The organism is Lacticaseibacillus sp. 53-4, from assembly GCF_016861805.1.
Classification (GTDB): domain Bacteria; phylum Bacillota; class Bacilli; order Lactobacillales; family Lactobacillaceae; genus Lacticaseibacillus.
Map to the genome: position 1 here is coordinate 71,673 of NZ_BOLT01000005.1, position 15,216 is coordinate 86,888.

Annotated in this window: 15 protein-coding genes; 7 read left to right on the forward strand and 8 right to left on the reverse strand. The window is 59.1% G+C overall.

Annotated elements, in window-relative coordinates:
• The first annotated feature begins 6 nt into the window (after positions 1 to 6).
• The 5 genes from galE to JUF21_RS03490 all read left to right on the forward strand — a co-directional run bounded on the left by galE (position 7) and on the right by JUF21_RS03490 (position 5,783).
• On the forward strand, positions 7 to 1,002 hold the full coding sequence (gene galE / locus JUF21_RS03470; protein ID WP_203623531.1) for a UDP-glucose 4-epimerase GalE: 996 nt from the start codon (positions 7 to 9) through the stop codon (positions 1,000 to 1,002).
• Positions 999 to 2,462: a UDP-glucose--hexose-1-phosphate uridylyltransferase gene (locus tag JUF21_RS03475; protein WP_203663098.1), complete on the forward strand. Its 1,464-nt coding sequence runs from the start codon at positions 999 to 1,001 to the stop codon at positions 2,460 to 2,462. The genes galE and JUF21_RS03475 overlap by 4 nt, the downstream gene beginning before the upstream one ends.
• 11 nt (positions 2,463 to 2,473) lie before the next feature.
• On the forward strand, positions 2,474 to 3,475 hold the full coding sequence (locus JUF21_RS03480) for an aldose epimerase family protein (protein WP_203623529.1): 1,002 nt from the start codon (positions 2,474 to 2,476) through the stop codon (positions 3,473 to 3,475).
• A gap of 160 nt (positions 3,476 to 3,635) precedes the next feature.
• Entirely contained in the window at positions 3,636 to 5,087 is a 1,452-nt protein-coding gene (locus tag JUF21_RS03485) for an ABC transporter permease (protein ID WP_203663100.1), read from the forward strand.
• Between the two features lie 15 nt (positions 5,088 to 5,102).
• Positions 5,103 to 5,783, forward strand: coding sequence for an ABC transporter ATP-binding protein (locus tag JUF21_RS03490; protein ID WP_203623527.1), 681 nt, complete (start codon positions 5,103 to 5,105; stop codon positions 5,781 to 5,783).
• A gap of 67 nt (positions 5,784 to 5,850) precedes the next feature.
• On the opposite strand, the gene JUF21_RS03495 is transcribed toward JUF21_RS03490, so the two are convergent.
• From JUF21_RS03495 to JUF21_RS03505, 3 genes are all read right to left on the reverse strand, one after another.
• Positions 5,851 to 6,354 carry a DUF4811 domain-containing protein gene (locus tag JUF21_RS03495; protein WP_203663102.1) on the reverse strand — a complete coding sequence of 168 codons (504 nt, stop codon included), beginning with the start codon at positions 6,352 to 6,354 and terminating at the stop codon, positions 5,851 to 5,853.
• Entirely contained in the window at positions 6,351 to 7,811 is a 1,461-nt protein-coding gene (locus JUF21_RS03500; protein ID WP_203663104.1) for an MDR family MFS transporter, read from the reverse strand. The genes JUF21_RS03495 and JUF21_RS03500 overlap by 4 nt, the downstream gene beginning before the upstream one ends.
• A gap of 169 nt (positions 7,812 to 7,980) precedes the next feature.
• A complete protein-coding gene (locus JUF21_RS03505) occupies positions 7,981 to 9,366 on the reverse strand; it encodes a hemolysin family protein (RefSeq protein WP_203663106.1) in 1,386 nt (461 codons plus the stop codon).
• A 96-nt stretch (positions 9,367 to 9,462) separates the two neighbouring features.
• On the opposite strand from JUF21_RS03505, the gene JUF21_RS03510 reads away from it, so the two are divergent.
• Positions 9,463 to 10,209, forward strand: a complete 747-nt coding sequence (locus JUF21_RS03510) for a TIGR02452 family protein (protein ID WP_203623524.1) — start codon at positions 9,463 to 9,465, stop codon at positions 10,207 to 10,209.
• Between the two features lie 47 nt (positions 10,210 to 10,256).
• Here the strand turns inward: JUF21_RS03510 and JUF21_RS03515 are convergent, their stop codons facing one another.
• Both JUF21_RS03515 and lysA read right to left on the reverse strand, forming a co-directional pair.
• Complete coding sequence (locus JUF21_RS03515; RefSeq protein WP_203623523.1) at positions 10,257 to 10,832, reverse strand: bifunctional 2-polyprenyl-6-hydroxyphenol methylase/3-demethylubiquinol 3-O-methyltransferase UbiG; 576 nt, start codon at positions 10,830 to 10,832, stop codon at positions 10,257 to 10,259.
• Positions 10,833 to 10,892: 60 nt separating this feature from the next.
• On the reverse strand, positions 10,893 to 12,182 hold the full coding sequence (gene lysA / locus JUF21_RS03520; RefSeq protein WP_203623522.1) for a diaminopimelate decarboxylase: 1,290 nt from the start codon (positions 12,180 to 12,182) through the stop codon (positions 10,893 to 10,895).
• 124 nt (positions 12,183 to 12,306) lie between these two features.
• Between lysA and dapF the strand changes: the two genes are divergently transcribed.
• A complete protein-coding gene (gene dapF, locus JUF21_RS03525; RefSeq protein WP_203623521.1) occupies positions 12,307 to 13,302 on the forward strand; it encodes a diaminopimelate epimerase in 996 nt (331 codons plus the stop codon).
• Positions 13,303 to 13,365: 63 nt separating this feature from the next.
• On the opposite strand, the gene JUF21_RS03530 is transcribed toward dapF, so the two are convergent.
• The 3 genes from JUF21_RS03530 to JUF21_RS03540 form a co-directional block, all read right to left on the reverse strand.
• A complete protein-coding gene (locus JUF21_RS03530; RefSeq protein ID WP_203623520.1) occupies positions 13,366 to 13,731 on the reverse strand; it encodes a hypothetical protein in 366 nt (121 codons plus the stop codon).
• Positions 13,732 to 13,795: 64 nt separating this feature from the next.
• Positions 13,796 to 14,584: a tyrosine-protein phosphatase gene (locus JUF21_RS03535; RefSeq protein WP_203623519.1), complete on the reverse strand. Its 789-nt coding sequence runs from the start codon at positions 14,582 to 14,584 to the stop codon at positions 13,796 to 13,798.
• Between the two features lie 88 nt (positions 14,585 to 14,672).
• Positions 14,673 to 15,065 carry a helix-turn-helix domain-containing protein gene (locus JUF21_RS03540; RefSeq protein WP_203623518.1) on the reverse strand — a complete coding sequence of 131 codons (393 nt, stop codon included), beginning with the start codon at positions 15,063 to 15,065 and terminating at the stop codon, positions 14,673 to 14,675.
• Positions 15,066 to 15,216: the final 151 nt, after the last annotated feature.

Sequence of the window (15,216 nt, forward strand, 5' to 3'; positions counted from 1 at the left end):
TTGTTGATGACAATTGCAGTTTTAGGTGGGGCCGGTTATATCGGCTCGCACACCGTGGCACAGCTGGTCAAGGCCGGCGAGGACGTCGTAGTGCTGGACAACTTGATTACGGGCCACCGTCAGGCCGTGGACCCGAAGGCACGCTTCTACCAAGGCGACATTCGCGACTACAAGTTCCTGAGCAGCGTGTTTTCGCAGGAAAAAATCGAGGGAATCATTCACTTTGCGGCGTTTTCCATCGTGCCGGAATCGATGAAGGATCCGCTCAAGTACTTCGATAACAACACGGGTGGCCTGATCACGCTGCTGGAAGCTATGCACCAATTCGGCATCAACAAGATCGTCTTTTCTTCGACCGCCGCCACGTACGGCGAGCCCAAGTCGATTCCGATCAAGGAAACCGACCCGCAGGTGCCAACCAACCCGTATGGCGAGTCCAAGCTGGCCATGGAAAAAATCATGCACTGGAGCGACGTCGCGTACGGCATCAAGTTCGTCGCGCTGCGCTACTTCAACGTCGCCGGTGCGATGCCGGATGGCAGCATCGGTGAGGACCACCACCCGGAGACTCACCTGATCCCGATCATTTTGCAGGTCGCCGCGGGAACGCGCACCGGGCTGCAGATCTTCGGCGACGATTACCCGACCAAGGATGGCACCAACGTCCGCGATTACGTCCACGTGGTCGACTTGGCTGATGCGCACATTCTCGCGCTCAAGTATCTGCGTGAAGGCCACGACTCCAACGCCTTCAACCTGGGCTCCGCGACTGGTTTCTCGAACCTGGAAATCCTGAACGCGGCCCGCAAGGTCACCGGCAAGGAGATTCCGGCCAAAATTGGGCCACGCCGCGCCGGCGACCCGAGCACACTGATCGCCGCTTCGGACAAGGCTCGCGAGATTTTGGGCTGGCAGCCAAAGTACGACGACGTGGAGAAGGTCATCGAAACCGCCTGGAACTGGCACGAAAGTCACCCGAAAGGTTACGGTGACCGGGCATGACAGCAGTCGAGCGGCAAGTCGATTACATTCTGGAGCTGAACACTGGGTATTCGGAAATGGATCGGGGCTATTTAGTGAATCGCATCCTGAACCTGGTCGGGGATGCCGCACGAGACCTACCTGAACAGGCGGCGCCGCTGGCCAACCTGGATCAGCTGGTTGACGCCGCGGTGCAAAACGGCAAGATTGAAGACCGCCTGAGCGCCCGGCAGATCCTTGAGGCCGAGCTGATGGCTTTGGCCACGCCGACCCCGAGTCAGGCCAATGCCGTCTTTTGGCAGAAGTACCAGGCCTCGCCGAAAGCGGCGACAGACTGGTTCTACGGGTTGTCCCGGGCGAACAACTACATTCAGACTCGCGCGATTGCCAAGAATATTGGCTTCACCACCAAGACCGACTACGGCGACCTGGAGATCACCATCAACTTGTCTAAGCCGGAAAAAGATCCCAAGGACATTGCCGCGGCCGCGCATGCCAGCGCTGATGCGACGTATCCGGCCTGCCAGCTCTGCATGGAAAACGAGGGGTACGCCGGCCGCAGCGACTATCCGGCGCGCGGCAACCATCGCATCATCCGCTTCAGCCTGGGCGGCCGCACCTGGGGCTTCCAGTATTCGCCGTACGCGTATTTTGGCGAGCACGCGATCTTCCTGGACAGCGTCCACGAACCGATGAAAATCACCCGTACCACGTTCACGAATCTGCTCGAGATATTGACGCTGTTCCCGGATTATTTTGTCGGCAGCAACGCCGACCTGCCGATCGTCGGCGGCTCGATGCTGGCGCACGAACACTACCAAGGCGGCAAACACGTCTTTGCGATGAACAAGGCTGAAGTCGAGAAGGCGTTTAAGCTGGCGCAGTGGCCGAGCGTTTCCGCCGGGATCGTGAAGTGGCCGATGAGCGTGATTCGCCTCGAGTCGGCCGACAAAGAGGCGCTGGTCGAAGCGGCTGAGCACGTGCGCGCAGCCTGGGCCGAATACACCGATGAATCAGTTGATGTGCGGGCGCACACCGATGGGGTGCGCCACCACACCGTGACGCCGATAGCCACTCGCGATGGTGAGACGTTCCGGTTGGATCTGGTGCTGCGCGACAATCAGACCTCTGCCGCATTTCCCGACGGCATTTACCACCCACACCAGGACGTGCAGCACATCAAACGCGAAAATATTGGCCTGATCGAAGTCATGGGTCTGGCCATTTTGCCGGCGCGGCTCAAAACCGAGTTGGTTGAAGTGAAAAAGTACCTGCTGGGGCAGCCCAACCAGATTGCGGCCAGTCATAAGCCGTGGGCGGATCAGCTCAAGCAGCAGGAGACCTGGACGCTGGCCAACGCCGATGCCCAGCTGAACGATGCGGTGGGCCACGTGTTCGCCCGCGTGCTCGAAGACGCCGGCGTGTTCAAGCGCGATGACAACGGGCGCGCCGCGTTTGGTCGGTTCATCGCTAGCCTTTAAGGAGGAATCTCATGACCATTAAGCTGCAAAAGTATGGCACCTTGCGCGGCGAGCCCTTGTACGAGTTCACGCTGACCAATCAGGCGGGGATGGCCGTGCACCTGCTCAATTACGGCGCGACCTTGGCCCGCGTGGTCGTGCCGACCGCCCGCGGCCCGCTGGATCAGATCCTGACGCTGCCGAGCGTTGCCGACTACGCCAAGGAACGCAACTTTTTAGGCGGCACGGTCGGCCGCGTGGTCGGTCGGCTGCCGGGTCATGTCTGGCACCGCGAAGGCCGCGACGTGACGCTGCTGCCTGGTGAAGGCGATAACGCGATTCACGGCGGCCCGGAAGGCTCGGACACGCAGGTGTTTACCGCCACTTACCGGGAAGGCGACACGGAAGATCAGGTGACCTTCACCTTCGTCGATCCGGCCGGCCACAACCGCTTCCCGGGTAGCGTCAAAACGACCGTGACCTACACGCTGCACGCGAGCAATACGCTGACCTATGCGCTGCATGCCGTGACCGACGAGGAGACGCTGTACAACCCGACGAATCATGTTTACTTCGCGCCGGATGGGCTGGAAGCCGGCATTGCCGACACCACCGTGACCCTTGCGGCCGATTACTACGCGCCGCTCGATGAGCACCACCTGCCAAGCGGCGGCTGGGCGAGCGTGGCCGGCACGCCGTTTGATTTCCGCAGCGGCGCCAAGCTCGGCGACCGGATGCCGCAAGTCCTGGCTGGCCAGGGCTTCGACCACCCGTTTTTGATTAAAAAGGCGCAGGCCGTGCTGCTGACCGGTAAGTCTGGCCGCAAAATGGCCTTGACCACCACGGCGCCGGCAATTGTCATGTACACCGCCAACCACTTTGACCACACCGGCGTCCCGCACAACATTGGGGCGCACAGTGGGGTCGCGCTTGAGGCGCAGATCGCCCCGCCAAGCGGCCTTGACTGGTCCAGCATCACGCTGATGCCGGGCGAGCCGTACGACCTGGAAACCAGTTGGCGCTTTTTTGAATAATGGTGTCACCCCTTCGCCGCAACGGAGGGGTTTTCTTGACTGTTAAAAAGTCATTTTTTACCATGGGGAATCACTGCGAAAAATTCATAATTTAAACCTAATTGGCCGATAATCTAATCTCTGTCGTGAAGACGAAATCATTCAGATTGGAGCATCGACCATGAACTTTATTAAACGTGCGTGGCTTAACCTGATTGCCAGAAAGAGCCGCAGCCTGTTGCTGATTTTGGTGACCGGCGCCATCATGCTCTTCGTTATGGCAGGCCTGTTGATCAAATCGGCGGCGGGTCAAGCCGTTGCGAACGCCAAAGCCAGCGTCGGGGCCACCATCACCCTGACCGCCAACCGGCAGGCGGCTTTCAAAAAAATGCGCAGCAGCAGCGCTCCCAGCGGTCAGCCAGGGAAGCGGCCCAGCCTGACGCTGACCCCGGTCAAGCTGAGTACGGCTAAGCAGATTGCGAAACTGAACAACGTTTCCGGTTACAGCATCGCCGTGTCGGCAGCGGCCAACGCCAAAAGCTTTGACGCTATCAGCACCACTTCTTCCAGCAGCCAGGGGCCGGGCGGCATGGCGGCCAGCACCGGTGACATCAGCATCTCTGGGGTGTCGAGCACCAGCAGTAGCAGCAGTTTTGCCGATGGGACGGATAAGATTACGCAAGGGCGGGGCCTGAAGACCAGCGACATTGGCACCAATCACGTGGTGATCGAAAGTGAGCTCGCCACGCAAAACAGCCTTAAGGTCGGCGACGCAATCACGGTCAAGGCGACGAGTGGAACCAAGAAGACGCATAGCCTGAAAATCGTCGGCATCTATAAGGCGAAGAGTACCGCCACGGCGGGCATGGGTCCCGGCGCCAGCGACCCGGCCAACACCATCTTTACGAGTTACACGCTGGCCAATACGCTTAAAGGCAGTAAGTACCAAGGCACGGCGGATTCGGTGGTCTTCACTGTCAGCGCCCCGAGTCAGGTCGCCGCAGTCAAGAAGCAGGCGAGCAAGCTGGTCTCCAGCAAGTACAGTTTGAGCCTGGATGACCAGAACTATCAGATGGTCAAATCCTCAATGAGCAGCGTGACGAGTTTTGCGGACAAGGTCTTGTGGCTCGTCGCGATCGCCGGGACCATCATCCTGGCCTTGATCGTGATTTTGATGATTCGCGAGCGCCGTTACGAGATTGGGATTTTAATGGCGATGGGCGAAAGTCGCTTTAAGATCATTGCCCAGTTCTTCGTTGAACTGTTTGTCGTGCTCCTGGTCGGCGTTGGCATTGCGGCCGCTGGCGGCGCGTTCGTTGGTAACAAGTTGGCCGCCCAAGTGACGGCCAGCGCCTCGAGCACCAGCACCGGCCAAACCGCGAGCCAAATGCTCGGCGGCAAGGGCGGCGCGCCGAGTGGGCAAGCACCAGCTGGCGGTCCTAGCGGCCAAATGCTTGGGAGTGCACGGACTGGTGCGGCCACGCAGCAAAAGCAGACCAAACTGGCGGTCAAGGTGACGGCCAAAGACGTCGCGCTGCTGTTCGGGCTAGGGCTTGCCATCATTTTATTGGCGATTCTGGCTGCGGCTGCGGGCATCTTACGGCTTCAGCCCAAGATGATTCTGATCCAATAGACTGGAGGGTCAACGATGTTAGAAACTGAGAAGATGACTTACTGGTATACGACCGCATCGGACTACTTGTTCAAGGACGTCGACCTGCGGTTTGAGCCCGGGCGCTCTTACGCCATTGTCGGGCAGTCTGGCACTGGCAAAACCACCATGGTGTCGCTGCTGGCGGGACTGGACGCACCCAAGGCCGGGAAGATCAAGATTGCCGGTCAGGACATTGCCAAAATGGGTCTGGGCACTTATCGCAGGCGGCAGGTCAGTGTCGTGTTTCAAGCGTTCAATCTCTTCACCTACATGTCGGCGCTGGAGAATCTGATGACCGCGATGGCCATCACGAAGTCCAAACGCCGCGGTGATCAGAAATTTGCGCGGGACATGCTGCGCAGGCTGGGCCTCACGGATGAACAGATGAGCCAGAATGTCCAGCGCCTCTCGGGCGGTCAGCAGCAGCGCGTGGCCATCGCCCGCACGATGGTTTGCGATGCGCCGCTGGTGGTCGCCGATGAGCCCACTGGCAACTTGGACGAGGCCAACACGGATGAGGTGATTGCCTTGTTCAACCAAATCGCCCATGAGCAGGGCAAGTGCGTGATCATTGTCACCCATGAGCCCAGCGTGGCCGAGCAGTGCGATGGCGTGCTGCGCCTGGCTCAGCGGACCTTCAGGTGGGAGAAAACGCCCACCGCCGCAGACGTGTGACGGGTGAACATAGGAATTAACCTGACAAAAAAGCTCAACCCGCTGAGGTTGAGCTTTTTCGCTAGATTTACTTGCGCTCGCTGACGCGCCAGGATTGCGGAATGGCGAAGTCGTAGGTGGTGTTCAGCACCTGGCCATTTTGGCCGGAGCCGGCGAAGAGGAAGGCAGCAAAGGTGTCCTTGTAGCGCAGCTCGGTGCGCTTGATGGTCACATGCGCTTGCTGAGAGTTGGTGCGGTGCAGCTTCACGTCAGTATTGATGCCGGGCTTTGCCACGGCAACTTTTTTGCTGAGCAGATTTTTGCGATAGACCACCGCGAGGTTTTGCTTGGCGGTGCCAATCGGGGCGGTCATGATCGTGTGATCAGCCGCACCAACAATTTCAGTGGTTTGAGTGAGCACCTTGGTGGTCATGCCGAAGCGCGAGGCGTCGTTGGCCGCAATGGCGCCGACGCTGGCAATCAGCAAGACGCCGAGCACCGCAATCCAGACCCGGCGGCGCAGGGATTTTTGCCCCAGCACGGCGACGAGAAACAGCGCAAACGCGGCTATCACTAAGATAACGAGAATCATGAGCGGTCGCCTCCTTGATCAATCGTATCGTTGGTTAGGCGCAAGCTAAGCAGAAACCCGATGGCGGCAAAAATCAGCGACACCACGAAGGCGGCGCGGTAGCCGGCCACGGTCGCGGTTTGCATCTGGCGCGCAAAGGCAATTGGGTTGCTTTTGGCTAAGCCGGCGGCTGGCGTCTGGCCCTTAGTGACCGAGGCCAGCACAGAAACCAGAATTGCGGTGCCAATTGACGCGGCGATTTGGCGGACGGTGTTGTTGACGGCGGTGCCGTGATTAATGAGGTTGTCCGGTAGGGCGTTCATGCCGCTGGTGGTGACAGGCATGGTGACCATGGTAATACCGAACATCCGGACCGTGTACAGCACCGTCACAAACAGGATCGGCGTGTCAGGGGTCAGGGTGATCAGCGGGAACGTCCCGACCAAAAGCAGGAACAGGCCGGTCGTGGCCAGCCGCTTGGCGCCCATCCGGTCAAAAATCCGGCCGGTGATCGGCGACATGATCCCCATCATGATGGCCCCAGGCAGGAGGATCAGCCCGGAGTGGAAGGCGCTTTGGCCGCGAATCGTCTGGATGTACATCGGCAGGACCATTTCCACGCCGACCATCGACATGAAGGCGACGGCCGTCAGGATCACGGACAGGGTGTAGGTTTTGCTGGTGAACCCGCGCAGCTCGAGCAGCGGTTTGTCCAGGTGCAGCTGGCGGTAAACAAAGGCCGCCACGACCACAATGCCGAGGACTAAGCTGCCGATGACGATCGGCGAGCCCCAGCCGGCATCGCCGACGCTGGAGAAGCCGTACAGCAGCGAGCCAAACCCGATGGTGGACTCAACGACGGACAGCACGTCGATCTTGGGATTCGTCGTGGTCAGCACCTTGCGCATCGAATACGAGGATAGGATGAGCACCAGCGCGGCGATCGGCAGAATGACGGAAAACAGCGAGCGCCACGAGTGGTTAAGCAGGATCCAGCCAGACAGGGTCGGCCCGACCGCCGGTGCCAGGCCGATGACGATGCCGGCTAGGCCCATCGCCGAGCCCCGCTTGTTGGGCGGGAAGACCGAGTACATCACGGTCTGGAAGGTCGGCGCGGACATGCCGACGCCCATCGCTTGAATCAGCCGCCCTGCCAGCAGCATGGGGAAGCTGATGGCAAAGCGCGAGATCAACGTCCCGACGAAAAAGATCGAAATGGCGGTCATGTAAAGGTATTTGACGTTAAATTTACTGAGCAACCACGCTGAGACCGGGATCATGATCCCCATCACCAGCATGAAGCCCGTGGTCAGCCACTGAACCGCCGAAGCGTTGATGTGAAAAGTCTTCATCAGCGTCGGAAAGGCCGTAGTCAGGATGGTTTGCGTTAAGAACGTGGTGAACGTCCCAATCAGCATTGTGACCACGAGCAAGTTGCGGTTGTACGGCTTGCCGTTGACATCTGTGGGCTGTGTCATGAAATTTTCATTCCCTTCGATAATTAAAATTGCAAATAATAATTCTATCACTAATTTCTGGTAAGTGCCACCGCTTGATGGGGCCTAAATCAGCCCTGTGCCTGCGGGCCGTTGCGCTGCGCAGGCAAAAAAATAGACCTGCAAGCAGGCCTAGGTTATTTTCTGAAATTTAGACAGGCACTTCTTCATCCTCGCCGTCGCCGTCCACGTCCATGGCCTTCGGAATCTCCGGACCCACCGTGACGTTGAACCAGTTGGCAAAGCCGCGGCTGTAATCCGTCACGGTCAGGTTGAAGCGGTCGAGCACCACCGAATCGTTGAGCTTGAGGTCAGGGTAATCTTCCATCAAAAAGCCGGCGATGGTGACGATGTTGGCATTTTCGAACTGCTTGAGGTCGACGTGGAAGAAGCGCTCGAAGTCGTACAGCGTGGTTTTCCCCGAGACCTTGAAGACGTTCGGCTGGGCGGTTTTAATAATGTACTCGTCGGACACGTCGTCGATTTCGTCCTTGACGGTCCCAAACAGCTCCTCGTAAATGTCCTTGTCAGTGACAATCCCGCTGGTGCCGCCGTATTCGTCGACGACCACGACAATCGGCGTCTGCTTTTTGATCATCTGCTGCAGAATCGAGTTGATCGGCGTGGCTTCAGGCACCGTGACCATGGCCCGCAGGAGCTTGGACACATGGACCGAATCGTCGACCTGGGCTTGCTTGACCAGGTCATAAATGTAGACATAGCCCAGCACCTTGTCCTTGTCGCCGTCAGCCACGACTGGGAAGCGCGAGTAGCCTTCCTGCAGGTAGTCGCGAATGACTTCGTGGACCGTGGCGTTGATGTCGATGACCACCAGACTGGTGCGGTCGACCATGATGTCATGGGCGGTTTTGTCGTTGAGGTCAAAGGCCCGCTGCATGTAGGTGACATCGTTTTGCTCCATGTCGCCGTTATCGATGGCGGCCTTGGACAGATTCAAAATCTCGGCCTGGCTGAAGGCCTCGTTGCTTTCGTCGGCCGGCTGCATGCCCATCAGGCGCACTAAGCCGTTAGCGCTGACGTTCAGCAGCCACACGAACGGGTAGAACAAGCTGTGAAAATAGTGCAGCGGGGTGACAACGACCATCAGCACCTTGATTGGGATGTCGATCGCGATGTTTTTCGGCACGATTTCGGTGATGACGACTTCCAGGTAGGTCAAGACGATGACCCCAAGGACGGCCCCGATGGCGTGCAGACTCCCGTTGGGCAGCTGCAGGTGTGTCATCTGCATCACGTCGATCAGCAGGAAGGTGACAAAATCTTCGCCGATCCAGCCCAAGATGATCCCGCAGACCGACGTGCCCACCTGTGTCGTGGACAAATATTCGTTCAGCCGCTGGACCATGCGCAGCGCCCGCTGAAGCTTCTTGCGGTTGCCCTGGCCCTTATCGATCATGTCCTCCAGCGCGCTGGGGCGGCTTTGCACCAAGGCAAACTCCGCCGCCACAAAAAAGATGGCAAAAATGAACGTAATGACTAACACAACTAGACTAGAGGCAACTTGGCCACTATCCATTGATTCGATTCCTCATTTCTTGGTATTCTATGAAGCTATTGTAGCATTATACACGTACCAGTGAGTTATGCTAGGAAAAGAGGGGAGTGATTCATCATGGATCAAATCGAAATGCTGCGCCGCAGTCTGGCCGCCTATCAGCAAGATCCGCGCAAGCCGCACAGCCAGCTGATCAGTGCCCGCTTGCCGCAGACGCCGGCCATAGGCAATACGTCGGCGCAGTGGACCGTCGTCAACGAGGATGTCGTCAAGACTATGGCGCGCTTGCCCGGCCGCATCGGCGTGATGAACTTCGCCAGCCCAACGACCCCTGGCGGCGGGGTGGAGTATGGCGCCCGCGCCCAGGAGGAAAGCATCGCCAAGTGCACCTATTTGCTGCCGGCGCTGCGGCAGTTTGAGGCGACCTACTATCAGCCCAATCGGCGCGATCCCAATTCCGGCCTGTTCAGCAGCGCGCTGATTTACTCGGCCGAGGTGCGGCAGGTGTTTGACGAAACCGGCCGCGAGCTGTCAGACCATTTTGTGGACGTCGCGACTGTCGCTGCGCCCAACCGCAGTGCGTACCCGGCACTGACCGAGGCGGCAACCGGCCCTGACATCACCCTGAAAATCAGTCAGACGCTGCGCGCGTTCAAGCAGCACGGCGCCGATCACCTGATCCTGGGCGCGTTTGGCGGTGGTGTCTTCGGCAATCCACTGAAGCAGGTCGCGCAGATTTTTCGCCAGCAGCTGCTGCGCCCAGAGTTCAACGGCGCGTTTCCGGTCATCGTGTTTGCGATTTACGATCCCGACGGCGGCCGGGTGCAGACCTTTGAGAATGCGTTAAGTGGGCGCTCAAACTAAAAAAGTTTCCTGCGTGCGACTGCTTGCAGGAAACTTTTTTGGTTGGTTTACTGGCCGCGATTACGCCGCCGTTTGGGCGCCGGCGGCGTGATTTTCGCCCGGTGCGCCACCACGACGAACAGTTTGGTGCCAGCGGGCTGCTGGCTCGGCGCAAAGCATTCGCTGACGGCAATCAGACTGGACAGATTCGCCTTGACCTGACTGGCATCGGCGGCGCCGGTGACGGCCAGCACCATTTCGCCGCTTGGCCGCAGCAGCTTAGCCAGCTGGTGCGTGCCTCGGCGCAGGTCCTCAGCCGGGTAGGCAAACGGCCCAATGACCAGGTCGTAAGGGCCGGTCAAGAGGTCGAAGCGGCGATCTGGCATGATGCGGTAGCGCAACCGATCCGAACTGGCCACGTCGCGCGCGGCACTGATGGCGTAACGGTCACGGTCGACGCCCAGCACGGCGATCGCGCCGGCGTTGATCGCGCCGCGGCAGAAGGCACCGTCGCCGGAATGAATGGCCAAAACGCGCTTGCCGGAAAGGTCTGGTGCCTTTTGTGTCAACACCTGCCACAGGGGCTGGTTGCTGCTGGTCGGCAAATCGCCGCCAGCTGGTTTCATCGTGGGATAGGGTTCCATTTTTGCACAACCTTTCGCCATTATTATAGAAGAACCGGCCCCTGGGCGCCAGACCGGCCGCTAGAGATAGCTCAGGTCATTGCGGGTCAAGTCGGCGTAGCTTTCGCGTCGCACGACCAGCTTGGCTTGGCCATTTTCGGCGAAGACGACCGCCGGGCGCGGGTTGCGGTTGTAATTGGACGCCATCGAGTAGCCGTACGCGCCGGTGGCGAGCACCGCGACCACCGCGCCGGCTTCAAGGTGCGGCAGCTTCGCTTGGTCAATCAAAATATCGCCGGACTCGCAGTATTTGCCGACCAGACGGACCGTTTCGGTGCTTGCCGCGTGCGGGTCGGCCGCCGCGACCGCCTCGTAGTCGGCCTGGTACAGCGCGGGCCGAATGTTGTCGCCCATACCACCGTCCACGGCGACAAACGGGGCAAGCCCAGGCACGTCCTTGCGGCTGCCGACGGTGTAGAGCTGGTAGCCGGCAGGGCCGACAATCGAGCGGCCGGGTTCGATCCAAATGGCCGGGGGGTCAAACGGCAGGTCAGCGGCTGCGATCGCATCGAGAATCGCGGCAACAAACGCTTCCGCTGGCAGCGGGTCGTCTGCATCGGTATAGGCAATGCCAAAGCCGCCGCCGAGGTTGAGCACCGTGGGGGTGAAGGCCAGGCTGTCGTGCCAGTCCGTCAAGATGGCGAGCAGGCGCTGCGCCGCGGCCACAAAGCCTTTGACCTCAAAAATCTGGCTCCCGATGTGGGCGTGGATACCCAACAGGTGCAGCTGCGGGTTGGCCAGCGCGCGGGTCGCTGCGGCCTTGGCCTGCCCGGAGTCGACATCAAAGCCGAACTTGCTGTCGGTTTGGCCGGTTTGATCATACGCGTGGGTGTGAGCGGAAATGCCCGGGGTTACCCGCAACAGGATATTCTGAACGCGGCCTGCCTGCTGCTTGAGCAGACTCTCAAGCAGGTCCAACTCGTGAAAATTATCCACGATGATGGTGCCGACATGGGCGTCAAGCGCCTGCGCCAGTTCCGCTTCGCTTTTGTTATTGCCGTGAAAAGAGACATGGGCCATCGGAAACTGCGCGGCCTGGGCCGTGTACAGCTCGCCGCCGGACACGACGTCGACATGGGCGTTTTCCTGGGCCGCGACCTGGTACATGGCGACCGTCGCGAAGGCCTTGCTGGCGTAGCTGACCGCATATTTGGCGCCATGGTCCTCAAAGACCTTGGCAAACGCGCGAAACTGCGCCCGAATCTGCCCGACGTCATACACGTACGCCGGCGTGCCGAACTGCTGCGCCAGCGTCAGCGCATCACAGCCGCCGATGGTTAAGTGGCCTGCCGCATTGGTTTCAATCTTCATGGTAATGCCTCCCGAGGTGAGTTTAAGCAAAGTCTAGCCTTTGCCGGCCGGCCGGTCAATCATCGATGGCGAGGGGCGGCCGCTTGTGCTACAATTTAGCCACTATTTACTGGGAGGCTTTTGGATGGCTGAATTAAGACGCGTGCACGGCTCGGAGAACACTTTTTTTCTCATGGATCAAACCACGCTTGATCACAAATTGTCTCATCAGGAGCTGGTGGCGCTGACCAAACGGCTCAGCAGCCGGGACAGTGGGCTGCTCGGCGGGGCCGACGGCATGCTGATCGTCGACGACGCGCCAGGCGCTGTGGGCCGCATGACCGTCATTAACGCGGATGGCAGTCTGGCCAAGATGTGCGGCAACGGCCTGCGCACGGTGGCCCGCTACCTGAGCGAGAAAACCGGGCAACAGCAGTTCACCGTCCAAACTGAGGAGGCGCCACTGCGCGTGCGTCACGTGGCCGATTTTGCCGCCGGCGTGCCAGGCTATTCGGTTGAGATCTCACCGGTCAGCTTTGATGCTGCTGCCTTGCCGTTTGCGGCGCTGGACACGGCGAAGATCGTCGATCAGGTGCTGCCGGCGCTGGACCCGGCGCTGCGTTTCACGGCGGTCGCAGTCCCGAACCCGCATCTGATCGCCTTTGTTTCGGAGGCCGAGCTGAACGGCGAGAAAATCGGCGCACTGGGCCGCAAGCTCAACGCGGCCAACCCGTACTTCCCAGAAGGCGTCAACGTGACGTTTGCCGCCATTGAAGGACCCCACACGCTGTTTGCCCGCACTTACGAGCGGGGCGTCGGCTTCACCAACGCGTGCGGCACGGGGATGGCGGCCACGAGCCTGGCGTTTGTGCTGACGCATCCCGAAGCCGCAGCGCTGGACCAGCTCAACACGGTTTACAACCCGGGCGGCGTGGTTCAAACCAACGTGCACGGCAGCGGCGGTGACTACTGGATCGAGCTGATCGGCAACGCCACGACGACGCACTTGATCGACGTGCCAGAAGCCCAGCTGCACGAAGGTCAATTTACCGGTGCGCAAATCGCCGACACCGGTGAGGAAGCGGCCTACCAGCAGTTTGTGGGCACCTTGCCGTACCGCGACGTGATTGCCGCCATTTAATCTGCAGTCGAAAAAACGACCCGGTTCAGGTGTTCATGCCTGAACCGGGTCGTTTGCGTTTGGTTAATCCACAAAGACGAGCTGGAATTCGTTCTTCTTAGTGTCAATGTTGACGGCAACGTGGCGGTTGAGGTCCTGCACCATGTTGCGCGCAAAGTTCATCTTATCTTCGAAGTCCTTGTAGGCCTTGGTTTCCGGAATACTACTGTAATCGAAGTTTTCGCCGATGAAGGCGGGGTCGGTGACGAAGCGCAGATTGTTCTGGTCGTGCCGGCTGCCTGGCTTCAGCACGCTGTCAATGTAGTGGAAAAGCGTCGTCGGCGCAAAGTTGAGCGGCTTGTCGAGCTCCGTTTGAATGGTGAAGTTCGGCGCATCGTCAACCAGTGAGTCGTTCACCTGCACCTGGGTCAATCCTTGGTATAGTTTCATAAGCGCACACTCCTTTCCGCTTTGACTTTATTATAACGCAGATGCGCTTGAGCGGGTTTGTCCATCACTTGAGGTAAAGCGCGCGTAAATCGCGCCGCTGCGCATCGCTGAGTTGCAGTTCAGTTTTGAGGTAATTGGGCAGGTTCCCGTACTCGCGGTCAATGGTGTAAAGCGCCGAGTCCAGATACTCGTTGGCCACGCCGCCCAGCGACCGGTAGGAGGCCTGAAGGGCCGGCGAGCCGCCGGCCTCGATCACTTCGTCGACCATGCGCTGGCCTTCTGCTACCAGGTAGAGGTTTGAGGCCAGGTAGTCCTGGCGAATGGTGATCGGATCAACGCCCAGCGCCGTCAGCAGGTACACCGCGCCCATGCCAGTGCGGTCCTTACCGGCACTGCAGTGAAACAACGTCGCCCCGTCATCATCCGCGGCCAGCAGCACGTCGAAAAACTGGCGGTACGCCTTTTTTGCGCTGGGCTGGACGACGATGTCGGCGTAGGTGCTGACCATGCTGCGAAAGCCGGCCAAGGGGTCCTTGGCGAGCTCCGTGTGCCGCTCTTGTTCCGCATCGGCTGTGACTTTGGTCTCATCGGTGGGAAACACGGGGTCAAACACGTCCCGGGCCGCAGCCGGGACCCGGTCCGGGGCGTCGGCGCGTTCCTGCGGTGAGCGGAAGTCAACTGCGGTTTGCAGCCCGTAATCGGCCAAGTACTGCAGATCGGCGGCGGACAGCTCGTTCAGCCGGCCTGACCGAAGCAGCCGGTGGTCTTGCACCGTTTGCCCGGCCTTAGTGCGATAGCCGCCCAGGTCGCGAAAGTTGAAACCGTGGTGGATGGGAAGAACAATGGGTGTCACGATAATACCTCCTCAGTGGATTCGGTTTCAGTATACCGGAGGCGGACAAAAGAAAAAAGCCGCCTCAAAGGCGACTCTTTCACCGAAGCTAGTCCTGTTCTGCGGCACTGCCGATAATTAAACCAGCGGTGAAGGACGCCACGAGGTCTTTTTTGGCCTGCGGCAAGCGGGAGCCGTTGTAGGTCAGGATCGTGTTGTCTGCAAGCAGATCTTCAACACGGATCACATTGTACTCATCAAGGTCGATCGCATCCCGATCGGTCGCATACTTGTCCGGGTAGGCAAGCGCGAGAATGTTGTTCGGGTCGGTGTTGTAGTATTCCGCAAGCTTGCGGATACTGCGTTCACTGGGGATCGTTTGATCGTTTTCCCACTTGGTAAAGCTGGCCGGGGAGGTGTGCGTGGCCTTAGCGACTTCAACGATGGACTCGCCGCGGCCCTTGCGAATCTGACGCAAGGCACTGCCAACTGTTTCTGTCATGTTTTCACCACATTCCTATAAATTAGAATAACTAAACCAATTGAAATCGGTTCACCGTTTAATTTAGCTTTTTTGCTTGGTAAATGCAATTATTAGTGGGCAATTTTATCGATATTTTTATTGTCAACATTCAATAGAAACCCTTTGAAAA

Bases quoted from the DNA above. Each gene is read 5' to 3' on its own strand.
- galE (WP_203623531.1), top strand. From the start codon at position 7: ATGACAATTGCAGTTTTAGGTGGGGCCGGTTATATCGGCTCGCACACC.
- JUF21_RS03475 (WP_203663098.1), top strand. From the start codon at position 999: ATGACAGCAGTCGAGCGGCAAGTCGATTACATTCTGGAGCTGAACACT.
- JUF21_RS03480 (WP_203623529.1), top strand. From the start codon at position 2,474: ATGACCATTAAGCTGCAAAAGTATGGCACCTTGCGCGGCGAGCCCTTG.
- JUF21_RS03485 (WP_203663100.1), top strand. From the start codon at position 3,636: ATGAACTTTATTAAACGTGCGTGGCTTAACCTGATTGCCAGAAAGAGC.
- JUF21_RS03490 (WP_203623527.1), top strand. From the start codon at position 5,103: ATGTTAGAAACTGAGAAGATGACTTACTGGTATACGACCGCATCGGAC.
- JUF21_RS03495 (WP_203663102.1), bottom strand. From the start codon at position 6,354: ATGATTCTCGTTATCTTAGTGATAGCCGCGTTTGCGCTGTTTCTCGTC.
- JUF21_RS03500 (WP_203663104.1), bottom strand. From the start codon at position 7,811: ATGACACAGCCCACAGATGTCAACGGCAAGCCGTACAACCGCAACTTG.
- JUF21_RS03505 (WP_203663106.1), bottom strand. From the start codon at position 9,366: ATGGATAGTGGCCAAGTTGCCTCTAGTCTAGTTGTGTTAGTCATTACG.
- JUF21_RS03510 (WP_203623524.1), top strand. From the start codon at position 9,463: ATGGATCAAATCGAAATGCTGCGCCGCAGTCTGGCCGCCTATCAGCAA.
- JUF21_RS03515 (WP_203623523.1), bottom strand. From the start codon at position 10,832: ATGGAACCCTATCCCACGATGAAACCAGCTGGCGGCGATTTGCCGACC.
- lysA (WP_203623522.1), bottom strand. From the start codon at position 12,182: ATGAAGATTGAAACCAATGCGGCAGGCCACTTAACCATCGGCGGCTGT.
- dapF (WP_203623521.1), top strand. From the start codon at position 12,307: ATGGCTGAATTAAGACGCGTGCACGGCTCGGAGAACACTTTTTTTCTC.
- JUF21_RS03530 (WP_203623520.1), bottom strand. From the start codon at position 13,731: ATGAAACTATACCAAGGATTGACCCAGGTGCAGGTGAACGACTCACTG.
- JUF21_RS03540 (WP_203623518.1), bottom strand. From the start codon at position 15,065: ATGACAGAAACAGTTGGCAGTGCCTTGCGTCAGATTCGCAAGGGCCGC.